At 50.3% G+C, this 14339-nt stretch carries 15 protein-coding genes; 11 read left to right on the top strand and 4 right to left on the bottom strand.

Features of this window, described 5'->3' with window-relative positions:
* The first annotated feature begins 194 nt into the window (after nt 1-194).
* From UC14_RS10355 to fabV, 5 genes are all read left to right on the top strand, one after another.
* Entirely contained in the window at nt 195-2570 is a 2376-nt protein-coding gene (locus tag UC14_RS10355; protein ID WP_112197649.1) for a DMSO/selenate family reductase complex A subunit, read from the top strand.
* Nucleotides 2567-3187: a DMSO/selenate family reductase complex B subunit gene (locus tag UC14_RS10360; protein ID WP_014416626.1), complete on the top strand. Its 621-nt coding sequence runs from the start codon at nt 2567-2569 to the stop codon at nt 3185-3187. Before UC14_RS10355 ends, UC14_RS10360 begins: the two co-directional genes overlap by 4 nt.
* A gap of 2 nt (nt 3188-3189) precedes the next feature.
* A complete protein-coding gene (locus UC14_RS10365; protein WP_014416627.1) occupies nt 3190-4035 on the top strand; it encodes a DmsC/YnfH family molybdoenzyme membrane anchor subunit in 846 nt (281 codons plus the stop codon).
* Complete coding sequence (locus UC14_RS10370) at nt 4035-4916, top strand: 4Fe-4S binding protein (protein ID WP_013578010.1); 882 nt, start codon at nt 4035-4037, stop codon at nt 4914-4916. Before UC14_RS10365 ends, UC14_RS10370 begins: the two co-directional genes overlap by 1 nt.
* A gap of 197 nt (nt 4917-5113) precedes the next feature.
* On the top strand, nt 5114-6310 hold the full coding sequence (gene fabV, locus UC14_RS10380; protein ID WP_013578012.1) for an enoyl-ACP reductase FabV: 1197 nt from the start codon (nt 5114-5116) through the stop codon (nt 6308-6310).
* Between the two features lie 124 nt (nt 6311-6434).
* Here the strand turns inward: fabV and UC14_RS10385 are convergent, their stop codons facing one another.
* The 3 genes from UC14_RS10385 to UC14_RS10395 form a co-directional block, all read right to left on the bottom strand.
* The gene (locus tag UC14_RS10385; RefSeq protein ID WP_013578013.1) at nt 6435-6737 is read right to left on the bottom strand and encodes a TM2 domain-containing protein; all 303 of its coding nucleotides are present in this window, start codon (nt 6735-6737) and stop codon (nt 6435-6437) included.
* Nucleotides 6738-6950: 213 nt separating this feature from the next.
* Nucleotides 6951-7256 (bottom strand): DUF1471 domain-containing protein, encoded by a 306-nt coding sequence (locus UC14_RS10390; RefSeq protein WP_013578014.1) that lies wholly within the window; start codon nt 7254-7256, stop codon nt 6951-6953.
* Between the two features lie 143 nt (nt 7257-7399).
* Nucleotides 7400-7621 (bottom strand): helix-turn-helix domain-containing protein, encoded by a 222-nt coding sequence (locus UC14_RS10395; protein ID WP_071823648.1) that lies wholly within the window; start codon nt 7619-7621, stop codon nt 7400-7402.
* Nucleotides 7622-7899: 278 nt separating this feature from the next.
* Between UC14_RS10395 and UC14_RS10400 the strand changes: the two genes are divergently transcribed.
* Entirely contained in the window at nt 7900-9177 is a 1278-nt protein-coding gene (locus tag UC14_RS10400) for a PTS ascorbate transporter subunit IIC (RefSeq protein WP_013578016.1), read from the top strand.
* Nucleotides 9178-9305: 128 nt separating this feature from the next.
* On the opposite strand, the gene UC14_RS10405 is transcribed toward UC14_RS10400, so the two are convergent.
* Nucleotides 9306-10691: an aldehyde dehydrogenase family protein gene (locus tag UC14_RS10405; protein WP_112197650.1), complete on the bottom strand. Its 1386-nt coding sequence runs from the start codon at nt 10689-10691 to the stop codon at nt 9306-9308.
* 100 nt (nt 10692-10791) lie between these two features.
* Between UC14_RS10405 and UC14_RS10410 the strand changes: the two genes are divergently transcribed.
* From UC14_RS10410 to UC14_RS10430, 5 genes are all read left to right on the top strand, one after another.
* Nucleotides 10792-11676, top strand: a complete 885-nt coding sequence (locus UC14_RS10410) for a LysR family transcriptional regulator (RefSeq protein WP_112197651.1) — start codon at nt 10792-10794, stop codon at nt 11674-11676.
* A 545-nt stretch (nt 11677-12221) separates the two neighbouring features.
* Entirely contained in the window at nt 12222-12629 is a 408-nt protein-coding gene (locus UC14_RS10415) for an H-NS family nucleoid-associated regulatory protein (protein ID WP_013578019.1), read from the top strand.
* A 212-nt stretch (nt 12630-12841) separates the two neighbouring features.
* Nucleotides 12842-13375 carry a cytochrome b gene (locus UC14_RS10420; RefSeq protein WP_037032725.1) on the top strand — a complete coding sequence of 178 codons (534 nt, stop codon included), beginning with the start codon at nt 12842-12844 and terminating at the stop codon, nt 13373-13375.
* A 162-nt stretch (nt 13376-13537) separates the two neighbouring features.
* On the top strand, nt 13538-14002 hold the full coding sequence (locus UC14_RS10425; RefSeq protein ID WP_013578021.1) for an STM2901 family protein: 465 nt from the start codon (nt 13538-13540) through the stop codon (nt 14000-14002).
* Complete coding sequence (locus UC14_RS10430) at nt 13987-14331, top strand: DUF1493 family protein (protein ID WP_037032727.1); 345 nt, start codon at nt 13987-13989, stop codon at nt 14329-14331. The genes UC14_RS10425 and UC14_RS10430 overlap by 16 nt, the downstream gene beginning before the upstream one ends.
* Nucleotides 14332-14339: the final 8 nt, after the last annotated feature.

A 14339-nucleotide genomic window follows, 5' to 3' on the forward strand; every position in this document is an offset into this window, starting at 1 on the left:
TTTTGTGGCGAGATATTCGTAAAAGTGATTAGTAATGCTTAACAAATAAACATCAAAAATGTCAGGCTCCATCAAACGATGATGAGGCCTCTATTCTTACCTAAAAGTGAGTCACAGCGCGCATTGGTTTGATATCCCACAAGGAATAATTTGAGTTAAGCGTGGGAAGATCTTTTCCTTTTTGAGCCAATGTTATGAAAAATAAATGTGACATAATTTCAAATATTACCCGGCGTGATTTCGTCAAGGTCAGCAGCATGGTGGCTGCGCTTCCTCTGGCCGGATTCAAATTCAGTCATGCCGTCGATAAATCTTCTGTTACCCCTTCAGGATTAGCGCCATCTCCGGTCAACGTGGTGGCGACATGTAGTACGTTTGACTGCGGTGGAAAATGTGATATCCGGGCGCATGTTCAGGACGGCGCAGTTATTCAAATTACCACGCGGCCTGATGCAGAACTTGACCCTGCCATGCCGGTGATGCGTGCCTGTGTCCGTGGACGGAGTTACCGGAAGTTTGTCTATCATCCTGATCGTCTGAAATATCCGATGAAGCGCGTTGGCAAACGCGGTGAAGGCAAATTTGTCCGGATAAGCTGGGATGAGGCGACGACGCTTATTGCTGAAAATCTGCAACGTATTACTGCAAAATACGGCCCGTCATCGCGCTACGTGCATGTCGGGACCGCAGTCAGCGGCGGCGCATTCTCCGGCGATACTATGGCCCGCCGGTTATTGAATCTGACCGGCGGTCATCTCAGTTCCTACCATTCTGTCAGTATGGGAAATACGGCGGCGGCGACGCCCTACACCTACGGCACGGCGGCGAGCGGTAACACGCTGGATACACTGGCAGATACGCCGCTGGTGATCCTGTGGGGGCATAATCCGACTGAAACCATTTTTGGTCACACCAATCACTATTTTCAGCAGATGAAGCAAAACGGCACGCGCTTCATTGTGGTAGATCCGCGCTATTCAGATACCGCTTCTTCGCTGGCGGATGAATGGATCCCGCTGCGTCCTTCAACAGATAACGCGCTTATGGATGCGATGATGTACGTCATCGTCAGCGAAAATCTGCACGATAAAGCCTTCATTGAGCGCTATACGCTCGGATTTGATGAAAGCTCAATGCCGGAAGGCGTGCCGCCGAACGAATCGCTGATGGCGTATCTGACAGGTGCTAAAGATGGCGTGAAAAAAACGCCAGAATGGGCAGAAGTGATCACCCATGTTCCGGCTCAGACCATCCGCCGGCTGGCCAGAGAGTATGCAACAACCAAACCTGCCGCACTGATCCAGGGCTGGGGGCCACAGCGGCATAATTGTGGCGAACGTACCGCGCGCGGCTCGACGCTGCTGGCCACCCTTACCGGCAATGTCGGGGTCAAAGGTGGCTGGGCGGGCGGTTACGGCGGCATTGGCAACCGTAAATTCACCACGGGGCCGGAGATGCCGGACAATCCGGTGAAACAAAAAATCTCGGTGATGAACTGGGTACAGGCAGCCGATGACGCGAGCCTTGTCACACCAAAGGACGGGCTGACCGGCGGGGAAAAACTCGACAGCAATATCCGCATTCTTTTCTCTCTCGCGGGTAATTATCTGGCTAACCAGAACCCGGATATCCATCAGGCCGTAAAGGTGCTCGAAGATGAATCGAAAATTGAATTCATTGTTGCCAGCGATCTTTACCTCACGCCAAGCGCTAAATATGTCGATCTGCTGCTGCCGGAAACCAGCTTTATGGAACGCTGGAATATCGGTGAAACCTGGGGCACCGGCAATTATCTGATGTTGTCTGAAAAACTGATTGAACCCCCATTTGAAAGCCGGTCGGATTACGACTGGTTACGCGAGGTGGCAGCAAAACTGGGCGTCGAACAGGAATTCAGTCAGGGGCGTACGGAGAAAGAATGGATTGTCCACATCTGGGAGAAAACCCGTCAGGCGATGCCGCAGGAGGAACTGCCGACCTTTGAACAATTGCAGGTCACCCGCCGACATCTTTTCAAAAGCGCGCCGCATGTGGCGTTTGAAGATAATATCCGCGACCCGAAAAACCATCCTTTCCAGACACCTTCCGGCAAAATCGAGATTTTCTCGCGCAGGCTTTATGACATGAATCACCCGGAAATCCCGGCGTTATCGCACTATGTGCCCGCTCACGAAGGGCCGGAGGATGCACTTTCGGCGCGATTCCCGTTGCAGCTGATTACCTGGAAAGGCAAAAACCGGGCGAACTCGACGCAGTATGCCAACCCGTGGTTGCAGGAAGTGCAGACACAAAAACTGTGGATCAATCCGCTGGATGCCCAACGGCGCGGTATCGCGCAGGGCGACAGCGTACGTATTCACAATGACCGTGGTGTGACGCAAATTCCGGCGGAAGTGACTCAGCGGATTATGCCCGGTGTGGTGGCGATGCAGGCTGGTGCCTGGTGGCAGCCGGATGCCAGCGGTGTCGATCACGGCGGTTGCGCCAACGTACTCAGTTCGGCGCGTATTACCGCGCTGGCGAAAGGGAATTCCCATCAAACCATGCTTGTGGAGGTTGTTAAGGCATGAGCCAGTTTATTGATTATCCACCGGTCAGCGGCCGCCAGCTCGGCTTCTTTATCGATTCCTCACGTTGTTCCGGCTGTAAAGCCTGTCAGGTCGCCTGCAAAGATAAAAACAATCTTGAAGTGGGCAGGCGTTTTCGCCGTATCTATGAAATCAAAGGGGGCGGTTTCATCCCCACAGGCATGGGCGGAATGATCAACAACGTGTACGCCTATACGCTGTCTATTTCCTGCAATCACTGCAAAGACCCGGTTTGTACTAAAAATTGCCCGACCACGGCCATGCATAAACGTCCTGGTGACGGCATTGTGCGGGTGAATACCGATAAATGCGTCGGTTGCGGATACTGTGCGTGGTCTTGCCCGTACGGTGCTCCTCAACTGAATACGCAGACCGGTCAGATGTCGAAATGTGATTTCTGTGTCGATTTGCAGGCAAGCGGTCAGCAGCCGGTATGCGTCTCAACCTGTCCGTTAGGTGCGATCAAATTTGGTCCGATCGATGAATTACGGACGAAATACGGCAGCCTCTGTGATGTTCAGGGATTGCCAGATTCAGCGCTCACTCACCCCAATCTGGTCATCAAACCGCACCAGGGTGCAGAAAAAGGGAGTCAATAATCATGCAGGAATGGCCACTGATCGTCTTTACGTTGCTGATCCAGCTTTCCGTAGGCAGCACGCTTTTCACCACATTTATCCTGATGTATGCCGCTGACAGCCTGAATACGCAGGAAAAATGGCGCGTTGCAGTACCTGCCATGTTGCTGGCTTTTGTCGCCGGTGCGCTGGGCCTTGTCGCTTCAACCGCGCATCTGGGCTATCCGCTGAATGCCTTTCATGCGCTGAGTCATATCAGCAGTTCCTGGCTGAGCCGGGAAATCGTTTTCGCCAGTCTTTATCTCGGTATTCTGGGGTTGACCACGCTGATTGGGCTGGTAGCAAAACGCGTCGCGACTTCTCTTATGCTGCTCGCTTCTCTTTTGGGCCTGATTGATCTCTTCTGCATGAGCGCGATTTACGTCCATGCGTCTGTCGCGACCTGGATGCACATCAATACTTACGTGATGTTTTACGCAACCGCGCTGAGTCTGGGGGCCATCACCGCGCTGTGGCGGCTTTCCCGCTGCCCGTGGCTGCCCTGGAAACAGGCGAGGAGGATCTCGGTTATCTGCGGTGGCGCGCTGATCGTCGTTACGCTGGCGCGCCTGCTGGAACAGCCGGTGTATCTTGAGTATCTGAACGGTGTGAGCCGCGATGCGGTGACGTTCCCGCATCAGCCGCTGGTGGCTTTCGCTCAGTCCGGCACGTTGCGGTTGATGGCGTGGGTGATACTGACTGTAGGCACGATTATCACGGCGTGCAGCCTGCAAACGCACCGTATTGGCCGCTTACTGCTGGTGACGGGCGGGACGGCGGTGTTACTGGCAGAAATCATGCTGCGTTTTAACTTCTTCAGCATTCACTGATGCGTGTGTTTTCGCTTCATGCCAGTCCGCGCATGATGTGCGCCGGACGGGCATGCGTGCGCAATACGGTGAAAAATAGCCGCTGCGTGGCCTGTGCAGATGTTTGCCCGACAGGGGCCGTTACGCTCAATGAAGAAGGCATGATAGAGATGGATCCGCAGGCCTGTATCGGCTGCGGTTATTGTCTTTTTAACTGCCCCACCGGTGCGCCGGAGGGCATTGCACCGCCGCAAAGGCATTATCGCGCTGACCGGCTGGTGATGCCGCTGACTCGCGTTGCGCCCTGTACTGAAGAATTGCTGATGTGGCACAGCGAATACGGCATCCGTTTTGTTGAGATGAAAGCGGAAAGCGCGGCTGGCTGGTTTAAGGCCATCGCCACGCTGAATGTTCGCCTGAAACGAATGCAGGAACCGCTGTGGAATATTGTGCCACCGTCCCGGCAAACGATGAACGGTTCACGCCGCCGGTGGTTGCATCTTAAAAACGAAGGCGCTTCTGCCGGTAACGTACCTGTCGGGCGTCGGTTCAGGCGCGCCCGTTTTACACAGATCAGTGAATATCACGTTGATCTCGATAAACACCGTTGCGTACTCTGCGGCGCCTGTAGCCGTGTCTGTCCCGAACAAGCCATCCGCCTGGATAATCTGGCATTAACGCTGGATCCTGTGAAATGTACCGGTTGTGGCAACTGCGAGGCGGTGTGCTTTGATGGCGCTATCTCCGTATCCGCGCGTGAAAACAGTGAAAGTACGTTAACCGTTTCCAGGCTTGAACAAGCACAATGCCGGGTGTGTGGCTGCATATTTCCCGCCTGGTCTGCGCAGGATAATGAATGTGCGGTATGCCGCCGCCATGCTTTTGGAATGCGTGAGGCCTGAAATGAACATCCCGGCGGGACTGCGTTACACTACAGAGATAATTTTTGGCTCAAATTTTATGCTTTCTGCCGAAAACGAGCCTGTTTTCGGGTCAGAGAACTCTGTTTACACGGCGAAGAAGCGTCAGGTTTTGCCTGAAACGGCGCAAACCTATATTCTATCGGCCAATTTACTGAGACAGTTGCAATGAGGTCTATATGATTATCAAACCACGCATCCGTGGCTTTATCTGTGTTACTGCCCATCCGGAAGGTTGCAAGGCGAACGTTAAAGAACAAATCGACTACGTTACCGCGCAAGGCAAAATCGCAGGCGGTCCTAAAAAAGTCCTGGTGATCGGTGCTTCTACCGGTTACGGCCTCGCTGCCCGCATCTCAGCTGCTTTCGGTTCTGACGCAGCAACGCTGGGTATCTTCTTCGAACGTCCGGGCGACGAATCCAAAACCGCCACTGCGGGCTGGTACAACTCAGCCGCATTCGAAGAATTTGCCGATGCCAAAGGTCTGTACGCAAAAAGCATCAACGGCGATGCGTTCTCTGACGAAGTGAAGCAAAAGACCATTGAGCTGATCAAACAAGATTTAGGTCAGGTTGATCTGGTGGTTTACAGCCTGGCTGCGCCACGTCGCACCCATCCTAAAACCGGTGAAGTGTTCAACTCCACCCTGAAACCAATCGGTAAGCAAGTCACTATTCGCGGCATCAACACCGACAAAGAAACCATCAACGAAACCACGCTGGAACCGGCAACGCCTGAAGAAATCGCGGGCACCGTGGCAGTGATGGGTGGCGAAGACTGGCAGATGTGGATCGACGATCTGAAGGCTGCCGGTGTGCTGGCTGAAGGCGCGAAAACTACCGCATTCACCTATCTGGGTGAAGAAGTGACGCAGGACATTTACTGGAACGGTTCTATCGGTGAAGCCAAGAAGGATCTGGACAAACGTGTTCTGGATATCCGCAGCACACTGGCAGAGCAGGGCGGCGACGCACGCGTTTCCGTACTGAAAGCCGTTGTGACGCAGGCGAGTTCTGCTATTCCTGTGATGCCACTGTACCTTTCACTGTTGTTCAAAGTGATGAAAGAGAAGGGCACTCACGAAGGTTGTATCGAGCAGGTTTACGGTCTGTACAAAGACAGCCTGTACGGCGCTGAGCCGCTGGTCGACAACGAAGGCCGTCTGCGCGCTGACCTGAAAGAGATCGCGCCAGAAGTGCAGGCTGAAGTGGGTAAACTGTGGAATGAAGTTACCAACGATAACATCGCGGAACTGACTGATTTTGCAGGCTACAAAAGCGAATTTATGCGTCTGTTCGGCTTTGGCCTGAACGGTGTTGATTATGCTGCCGACACCAATCCTGACGTGAAAATCAAACATCTGATCCAGATGTAATCTGATTTAGCGTAAAGAGATTATGCGAACCCGCATCTGCCGAAAGGTGGGTGTGGGTTTTTTAATGTTTAGTAGATTTCAAAAAGCCACTTTGAAAGCGGCTTTTATAATCAGATAGCTAAACTCAACCGTATTTTTTGGCGAAGTTTTCATCTGAATCGCACAGATAAATAATGAATTCAATGAATGCAATTATTGAAGGAATAAACGTCCAGCAGAAGATGAGGTATAAGAACCCTTGCCCGATTTTACCCAGATAGAACTTATGAACACCAAAACCACCCAGGAAGAAAGCTAACAACGCTGCAGCAACCCTGCTTTTAGTCCCCTGAGGATTAATACTTTGAGTGGCGCCACAATGAGGGCATGATTTAGCCGACTCGTGGATCTCCTTTCCGCATCCTCTACAAAAAACCATAGATCCCATTTCTATTTCCTTACATGTTATTATTCGGACTAATCTTACCCGTAATTATCATTAAGAAAAAGAGAATGATGATGCTCCAGGCTGATGGGGCGGCGCTCCACCCGTGTACCGCGCGGCCAGTGAATGGTCTTCAATATGCTTTCTCATCAATAAATAACGCCGCAAACCCTAAAGCCTGCGGCGTTCTTATTTCATGACACTCTGCTCGGCACATCAGCCATAGGCCACTTTGTGATTGATATGGTAAAAGGTCGCGGTGGCAGCCATAACGTGTTGCTGCTCTTTACCCGGTTTGTGCGATTCCACATGGGTAATGTGGTAGCCGACAGCGCCTGCATCCAGTGCTTTTTTAACAAATGCATTGTTGAGTTCTTCCATGGAGGTAGCCCAGGACACCGTGCTCACGCCGACAGCTTGCAGCGAGGCGATCTCGCGATGTGATAACCCTGAGCGGACCAAAACAGGCTTAACCGCTTTGGGTGAGAATATGGATAAGACATCATTCACTAAGCCTTTCATGGATTTACTCCTCATCAGGTCATTTTTCTAAATCGGATATTAAGCCGCACCGTTAATCGATCGTTGTGATGACGCATCTGAGATATTTAACGGGCGTGAGGTTAATAAATACCTTTTCATGTAATGACCTTTAGCTTTAATTGCTAATTCTTTGTTAAGCAACCTCCCGCCACAATTAACACGAAAGTAACAGAGGATATTTTCACCTGGTTACAGGTCATGTATTTTTGAAATGAGTGCAAGAAGGGGCACATTTCACGCCCTGTCTGCAGTATGCGCATTTCACCTTTCGTCCACGGTCCGGAGAGTGCGCTGGATAGCGTCGAAGGATTCAGACCCACGGCGCGGGAAGCGGCGGCCAGCATTGCGCTTCGCCAGACCGGTGTCCTCTTGTTATGTCTATTCCAAAACACATTAAAAAATGCCTTCTGCTCCACTAATTGCGAGTCACTTCACATCATCCCTTTCACGAACTCTATATAAAACACCGTGCCAAATAAAAAGAAACATTGTTTCATAAAAACAAATTTCGAATGACGTCTGAGCAAGGATGAATGAGGAATGTTGAAAAAATGTAACGATAAAGTTTCTTATAAAAAGGCCGCAACTTTCAATCAATATAAATTCAATGAAAGAGGGGAAGATGGAAATATTTCTGAGTTTGGTTAAAACACCGGCTGTTATCATTGCGATTATCGCATTTCTGGGATTGGTTTTTCAAAAAGCATCGGTATCAAGAATCATCACCGGAACGGCACTTTCTTTTATCGGATTTACCATGATAAAGGTCGGTGGCTCAATCTTAATGAAAGTGTTAACGGCTTTTAGCACTTTGTTTTCTAACGCCTTTAACATTGTTGGTGTGGTGCCGAGTAATGAAGCCATTATGGCAGCAACCATCGATCAGATTGGTTCAACGGCAGCGATAATTCTATTGTTCTCTATGGTGATTAATATCCTTCTGGCCCGCTTTACGCGTCTGAAATTTATCTATCTCTCGCTGCATCTTGTCCTGTTTATGTCCTTTGCATTAACAGCAGTGCTGATGCAACTGGGTTATAGCTATTATCCCATTATTATCATCTCGTCGATTTTCATCGGTCTTTATATGGCCGCTTCTCCGTTTTTCCTGAACAGATTTAGCCGTGAAATCATCGGTTCTGACGAATATGCCATTTCTCACGCAGCCATATCTTCATATATCATCGGTTCATATATGGGAAAATGGTTCGGTAATAAAAAGACCGATACAGAACATCTCAAAATCAGTAACAAGTTTGATTTCCTGCGTGAACCCAATATCGCCACGCTTTTAACGATGCTGGTTCTTCTGCTGATATCCTGTGTATTCGCTACGCAACCGCAGATCAAAACGGCGATGACGCTTGTGTATGGCGCCGGTGCGGCAGATAAGAATACGATTATTTTTATTCTTGAGCAGTCGGCTGTGTTTGCTTGCGGTCTGTATCTCGCCAAAGCAGGCGTCAATTTATTTACGGCGGAAATCGTACCGGCGTTTAAAGGATTCTCACGAGTTTTCGCACCTGGCGCGGTCCCGGCGGTGGATGTCATGGTGCTTTTCACTAAAGCGCCAAATGCCACGTTGATTGGTTTTCTGGTGAGCTTCTCTGTGGAACTGGCCTGTATTCTCATTTTCCCGTTTGTCGGATTGCCCATTATTGTTCCGGGCATTATGGCGAGCTTTATTACGGGAGGCGCGGCGGCCATCTTCGGTAACGCCACCGGCGGTTTCCGTGGCGCGATTATTGCCAGTGGTATCAACGGACTGCTGTTATGTGTGTTACCTGCACTGACGTTGCCATTATTCTCACATCTTGGTGCGCAGGGTGTCACATTTGCTGACCCTGATTTCACCCTCTCTTCGCTGATTCTGGACCATCTGATGGGGCTGTTTAAGTAACCACAAAGGCGTCTCGTTATCAGCAGGCCGTCACGGCGATTGATGCCCGGCCTCACAGGCTGGCAAAAAAACAATAATCACAGGATTATAAAATCCTGTGATTAGTTTAAACCTCCACCGGTTAACGGTTATTTACGGTTGCTCCACACGGTCTGCACGTTACAGAACTCGCGTAAACCGAAGTGTGAAAGCTCACGACCATAGCCGCTTTTTTTCACGCCACCGAACGCTACGCGCGGGTCTGACGCACTGTAGCCGTTAATAAATACGCCGCCGGTTTCCAGCTCGCCAGTCATCTGTTCTGCCCGTGCCAGGTCGGCGGTATAAATCGTCGCGCTCAGACCAAAATCACTGTCATTCGCCAGTTCGACCGCATGCTCAGCATCGCGTGCAACCGTAATCGCTGCGACCGGGCCAAATAACTCCTGACGGAATGCGGTCATTTGTGGCGTCACGTTGCTCAGAATAGTGGGGGCATAGAAGTTACCTTCGCCAGCAATTTTCTCACCACCGAGCAACAGCGTTGCGCCTTCTGACAGCGTTTCCTGAACCTGCCTGTCCAGCTCATCGCGCAGGTCGTAGCGTGCCATCGGGCCGATGTAGGTGTCGTCGTCCTGCGGGTCGCCGATGACCAGTGCCCGCGTGGCGGCCACAAATTTCTCGGTAAAGGCTTCCAGCACACCTTCTTCAACAATCATACGTTTCGCGGCGGCGCAAACCTGTCCGGTATTCTGATAGCGGCCCGTGACAGCCGCCTTCACCGCTTCATCGAGGTTGGCGTCATTGAGCACGATAAATGGATCAGAGCCGCCCAGCTCCAGCACACATTTCTTCAGTGATTTACCTGCCAGCTCCGCAATAGCACCACCGGCACGCACGCTGCCGGTTACCGTGACGGCAACAATGCGCGGATCAGCAATCAGCCCGGCAACATCTGCATTCCCGACATTAATTACGCCAAAGGCCCCTGCCGGAAAACCGGCTTTCAGCGCAGCCTGTTTCACCAGACGGGTCGTGCCCATCACGTTAGGGGCAGGTTTAAGCAGGAACGTATTTCCCGCCAGTAACGCAGGTACCGCGCCGCGCAGGATCTGCCAGACCGGGAAATTCCACGGCATAACCGCCAGGATCATACCGGAAGGGCGGTAATGAATATGCGCTTCGCCGTTATCGACCATGGTGGGTTCAGGTGCGAGCATCGCCGGGCCCTGCAGGGCATACCATTCGCACAGGCTTGCGGATTTCTCCACTTCAGCGCGCGCCTGTTTAATGGGTTTACCCATTTCGCGGCTGATCATGCGGGAGATATCTTCACTGGCTTCGCGAAGTTCTGTCGCCAGATTATGCAGATGGGATGCGCGCTGAGCGATATCCGTTTTGCGCCACTGCTTATAGGCCGCGCTGCCTTGTGTGACTGCCATCTCAAGAGTCAGTGCGGTGTCGAAAGGATACTCTGCGATACGCTGGCCGTTGAACGGGTTGAGCGAAATTGCGTGTGTGTCGGGCGTTGTCATTATGTGCTCCTCATTTATCCAGTCCGTTCAGCATAGAGACTTGCGAAGATGAATAAAAATGAATAAAAATAAGTAAACCGTTCACTTTTTGAGAAAGACTATGAATCTGTCACAGCTCGAGATGTTTCGCGCCGTTGCTGAAACCGGAAGTATCAGCGCCGCCGCCCAGCGGGTGCATCGTGTCCCGTCGAATCTGACAACACGCATTAAACAGCTTGAGGCGGAACTGGGCGTCGAATTATTCATCCGCGAGAATCAGCGTCTGCGCCTTTCGCCAGCAGGGCGAAACTTTCTCAGTTACAACAACCGTATTCTCGATTTAGTCGAAGAAGCGCGGGTGTCCGTGGCGGGCACAGAACCGCAGGGGATATTTGCGTTGGGCGCGCTGGAAAGCACTGCAGCGGTGCGGATCCCCACTTTACTGGCGCGCTATCACCAGCAATTCAGCAAGGTTGAACTGGCGCTGAGCACTGGCCCTTCAGGGGAATTGCTGGATAAATTGCTGGAAGGGGCGCTGGAAGCGACGTTTGTCGACGGCCCTGTGCTGCATCCGGTTCTGGATGGCGTGCCAGTGTATAAAGAAGAAATGGTGATTGTCGCCCCCTTACATCACGCGCCTGTGACTCGTGGGCAGGAGGTTAACGGGGAGATTCTGTATGCGTTCCGGTCGAACTGCTCTTATCGTCGCCATTTCGAAAGCTGGTATGCGGATGATGGCGCTGCGCCGGGGAAAATCTACGAAATGGAGTCTTATCACGGCATGCTGGCTTGTGTGATAGCCGGCGGCGGGCTGGCGCTGATGCCGCGCAGTATGCTGGAAAGTATGCCGGGCAGCAGCACGGTGAGCATCTGGCCGCTGGCCGACAATTATCGTTTTTTGACAACGTGGCTGATATGGCGGCGCGGCGCATTAACCCGCAATCTGACAGAATTTGCGGCTCTGGCCTCTCAGTTAACGGTTAACCTTCCGCCACCTGCAAAATAATCTGCCAGTCCAGTGCGAGCTTCAGCGCCACACACGCGGCGCAAACAATAAAAATGGTCTTAAACATAGGGTAAATAAACATCATGTGTGACGTGAGTCACATTTTAAAGCGATGCTGCGTAAACCGCTTTAAATTTTTTGTGCAGAAGATGCTTTTCGTCGATTTCCGGCAGGAAAATTTTTAGCGAAATGAATAAGAGTAAGCGTGAGATCCGCATCAAAAGAAAAGAACTGGCCCGATTTGTACATAATAGCAACATATGTTATTCACGCACTGATACTCTTATAAAGAGAGGTAAATTTAGCTTAATAATGTTTTCCTGCTTATTTTGAAGTTCTGCAGGTGATTTGTGCGCTGAAAATTTATTAACCCAGAGTCAATAATTACTTATAAAACTAACGCATTAAAACGCAATAAACCAAAGAGGCTCACGCAGGAATTGTGTAATAGGTTGTAATATTATCCTGACGCAATTGATATCAATATTGGTTTGTGTAGAATCAGAGTCACTAATTTAATGGCACATATCTAAAGTGAGCACATCATGGACAACGCATTAAACGTTTTGAATAATATCCGTACACTTCGGGCTCAGGCTCGCGAAATGCCTTTGAGTACTCTGGAAGAAATTCTTGAGAAACTGACTGCCATTGTTGAAGAAACTCGCGAAAATGCCAAAGCGCGCAGTGCGCAGCAACAAGAGCGCGACGAAAAATTACTGAAATACCGCGAAATGTTGGCAAACGATGGCATCGCGATTGATGACCTGTTGGGCCACCAGAGCGCGAAAGAAACCACTAAAGCCAAACGTAAGCCACGTCCGGCCATTTATGAGTACACAGACACTGACGGTTCTAAAAAAACCTGGACGGGTCAGGGTCGCACACCTTCTGCCATTAAAGCAGCGCTGGATGGCGGCGCGACACTTGAAAGCTTCCTGATCGCGCGCTGACCTCACGGCTGATGTGCTGCGCTTTTCTGCCCCGCTTTTTAGCCGGGCAGAAAAACGTACTTCACCGCCAGTTTTTATTCTGCTGTTCCCCCTTTTAAAAATTCTCGCGTTTCTGGGGATTTTTTCCTTTTCATTACTCTCCGTCATTGTTCTTAAGGTAAGCTTAAGTCTGCATAAGTAAGGTTAACGTCTCTTCGTTTACCGGAACTTCTATGCGTACCCGATATTCTTTCGTTCAAATTATGCTCCACTGGCTGGTGTTTGTGTTAGTCGTACTGACCTATGCCACGATGGATATAAAAGGGTGGTTTGCAAAAGGCACGCCAGCGAGGGAGTTATTAGCCCTTACGCATTACAGCCTGGGATTTTGCGTATTATTCCTGATGTGTATGCGTCTGTTTGTTCGCGCAATGTATGTCACGCCGCCGGTTAAACCCGTGTTGTCGCGCTGGCAGCATTATTTGTCAGGTTCGGCTCATGTACTTATATATCTGATGTTTTTAAGCTTGCCGGTGCTGGGCATCTTGTCACGTTATTATGGCGGCCATGACTGGACGATGTTTAACATCCTTATGCCTAAAAGTGTTTTTCCGGATCTCCCTTTACAGAAACAGTTTAAAACGCTGCATGAATGGCTCGCGAACGCCGGGTATTATCTTATCGGATTACATGCTCTGGCTGCCCTCTGGCATCACTATCGCCGGCGCGATAACACGCTAATCCGGATGTTACCTTCGCGAAAATAGCCCGCGGGTGCGTGGGTCTGAGAAACCGTTGCCAGTTTCTGGTATCAACGGAGCGATTAACGTGACGGAAGGAACAATGATGATATCCAGTGCGAGGGGGCATATTGCCTGCTAATAAATGCGGCAGTATCCTAAAGCCCTTCTAATCAAAAGGATATTGAAATGGATACTATTGAAGAGCTAAACGGAACGTACTTTTATCACGGCCACGCCAATCTGAGTAATCAAGAGTTATTTGGTCTAATTTTTATTGAAAGCTTATCAAATCACCTCGGGTTAGATACTACGGCTACAGTTCTCATTATTACAGGGCAGCCTTACATTCCGGTTCCGGGCAAGATGGTAACTGCAATACCGGGAACAAGCGTGGCGTCAAAGCTATCGAGGGCCCTTTTAAAGCAAGCGAAACTGCCCTTTGGCCTTAAAGCGTGGACGCCGGTTGGTAAGTCGTTCAATACCTTGACTATGCGAAAAACCACAAAATGGGCTGCACTGATAGATAGATATGTCCCCTTTGTTGGATATGCAATGGCGGTCATATTAATCCAGCAGGTGGCCGCCGAAACCAGATCAAAATATAATTTAATAGCCCGTCCAGAAGATCGTATTGCATGGACATACTTTTAATGGAAGAAAAAGTCTTATCAATGTTCCGCGAGGAAATACCTGGCTACTACGATTTCGATTTGAAAAGAGAGGTTCCGCTTGAGTTTGATACCGAGCTACAAGATTTTGCTCCAGGTGATGATTTCGTATATGCCCTCGAAGCTTATGAAAAAACCTTTAAAGTGGACCTGTCAGTCGTAAATTGGTCCTTCTACTTTCCCTGGGAAAACCTTCCGTTTTTCACTCGCTGGTTTAAGGTTAAGCGTAAGGACATAGAAAAGACCAGAAAGCCCTTAACTGTAAGAATGTTCGCAGAATCGGCTAAGGCGGGTAAATGGCTTTATGATTAAGGGGCTTT

The sequence above is a fragment of the Rahnella sp. NRRL B-41462 genome, assembly GCF_003263525.1.
Lineage (GTDB): Bacteria > Pseudomonadota > Gammaproteobacteria > Enterobacterales > Enterobacteriaceae > Rahnella > Rahnella aceris.

Coding starts and splice junctions, on each gene's coding strand:
- UC14_RS10355 (WP_112197649.1), top strand. CDS start 195: ATGAAAAATAAATGTGACATAATTTCAAATATTACCCGGCGTGATTTC.
- UC14_RS10360 (WP_014416626.1), top strand. CDS start 2,567: ATGAGCCAGTTTATTGATTATCCACCGGTCAGCGGCCGCCAGCTCGGC.
- UC14_RS10365 (WP_014416627.1), top strand. CDS start 3,190: ATGCAGGAATGGCCACTGATCGTCTTTACGTTGCTGATCCAGCTTTCC.
- UC14_RS10370 (WP_013578010.1), top strand. CDS start 4,035: ATGCGTGTGTTTTCGCTTCATGCCAGTCCGCGCATGATGTGCGCCGGA.
- fabV (WP_013578012.1), top strand. CDS start 5,114: ATGATTATCAAACCACGCATCCGTGGCTTTATCTGTGTTACTGCCCAT.
- UC14_RS10385 (WP_013578013.1), bottom strand. CDS start 6,737: ATGGGATCTATGGTTTTTTGTAGAGGATGCGGAAAGGAGATCCACGAG.
- UC14_RS10390 (WP_013578014.1), bottom strand. CDS start 7,256: ATGAAAGGCTTAGTGAATGATGTCTTATCCATATTCTCACCCAAAGCG.
- UC14_RS10395 (WP_071823648.1), bottom strand. CDS start 7,621: ATGCTGGCCGCCGCTTCCCGCGCCGTGGGTCTGAATCCTTCGACGCTA.
- UC14_RS10400 (WP_013578016.1), top strand. CDS start 7,900: ATGGAAATATTTCTGAGTTTGGTTAAAACACCGGCTGTTATCATTGCG.
- UC14_RS10405 (WP_112197650.1), bottom strand. CDS start 10,691: ATGACAACGCCCGACACACACGCAATTTCGCTCAACCCGTTCAACGGC.
- UC14_RS10410 (WP_112197651.1), top strand. CDS start 10,792: ATGAATCTGTCACAGCTCGAGATGTTTCGCGCCGTTGCTGAAACCGGA.
- UC14_RS10415 (WP_013578019.1), top strand. CDS start 12,222: ATGGACAACGCATTAAACGTTTTGAATAATATCCGTACACTTCGGGCT.
- UC14_RS10420 (WP_037032725.1), top strand. CDS start 12,842: ATGCGTACCCGATATTCTTTCGTTCAAATTATGCTCCACTGGCTGGTG.
- UC14_RS10425 (WP_013578021.1), top strand. CDS start 13,538: ATGGATACTATTGAAGAGCTAAACGGAACGTACTTTTATCACGGCCAC.
- UC14_RS10430 (WP_037032727.1), top strand. CDS start 13,987: ATGGACATACTTTTAATGGAAGAAAAAGTCTTATCAATGTTCCGCGAG.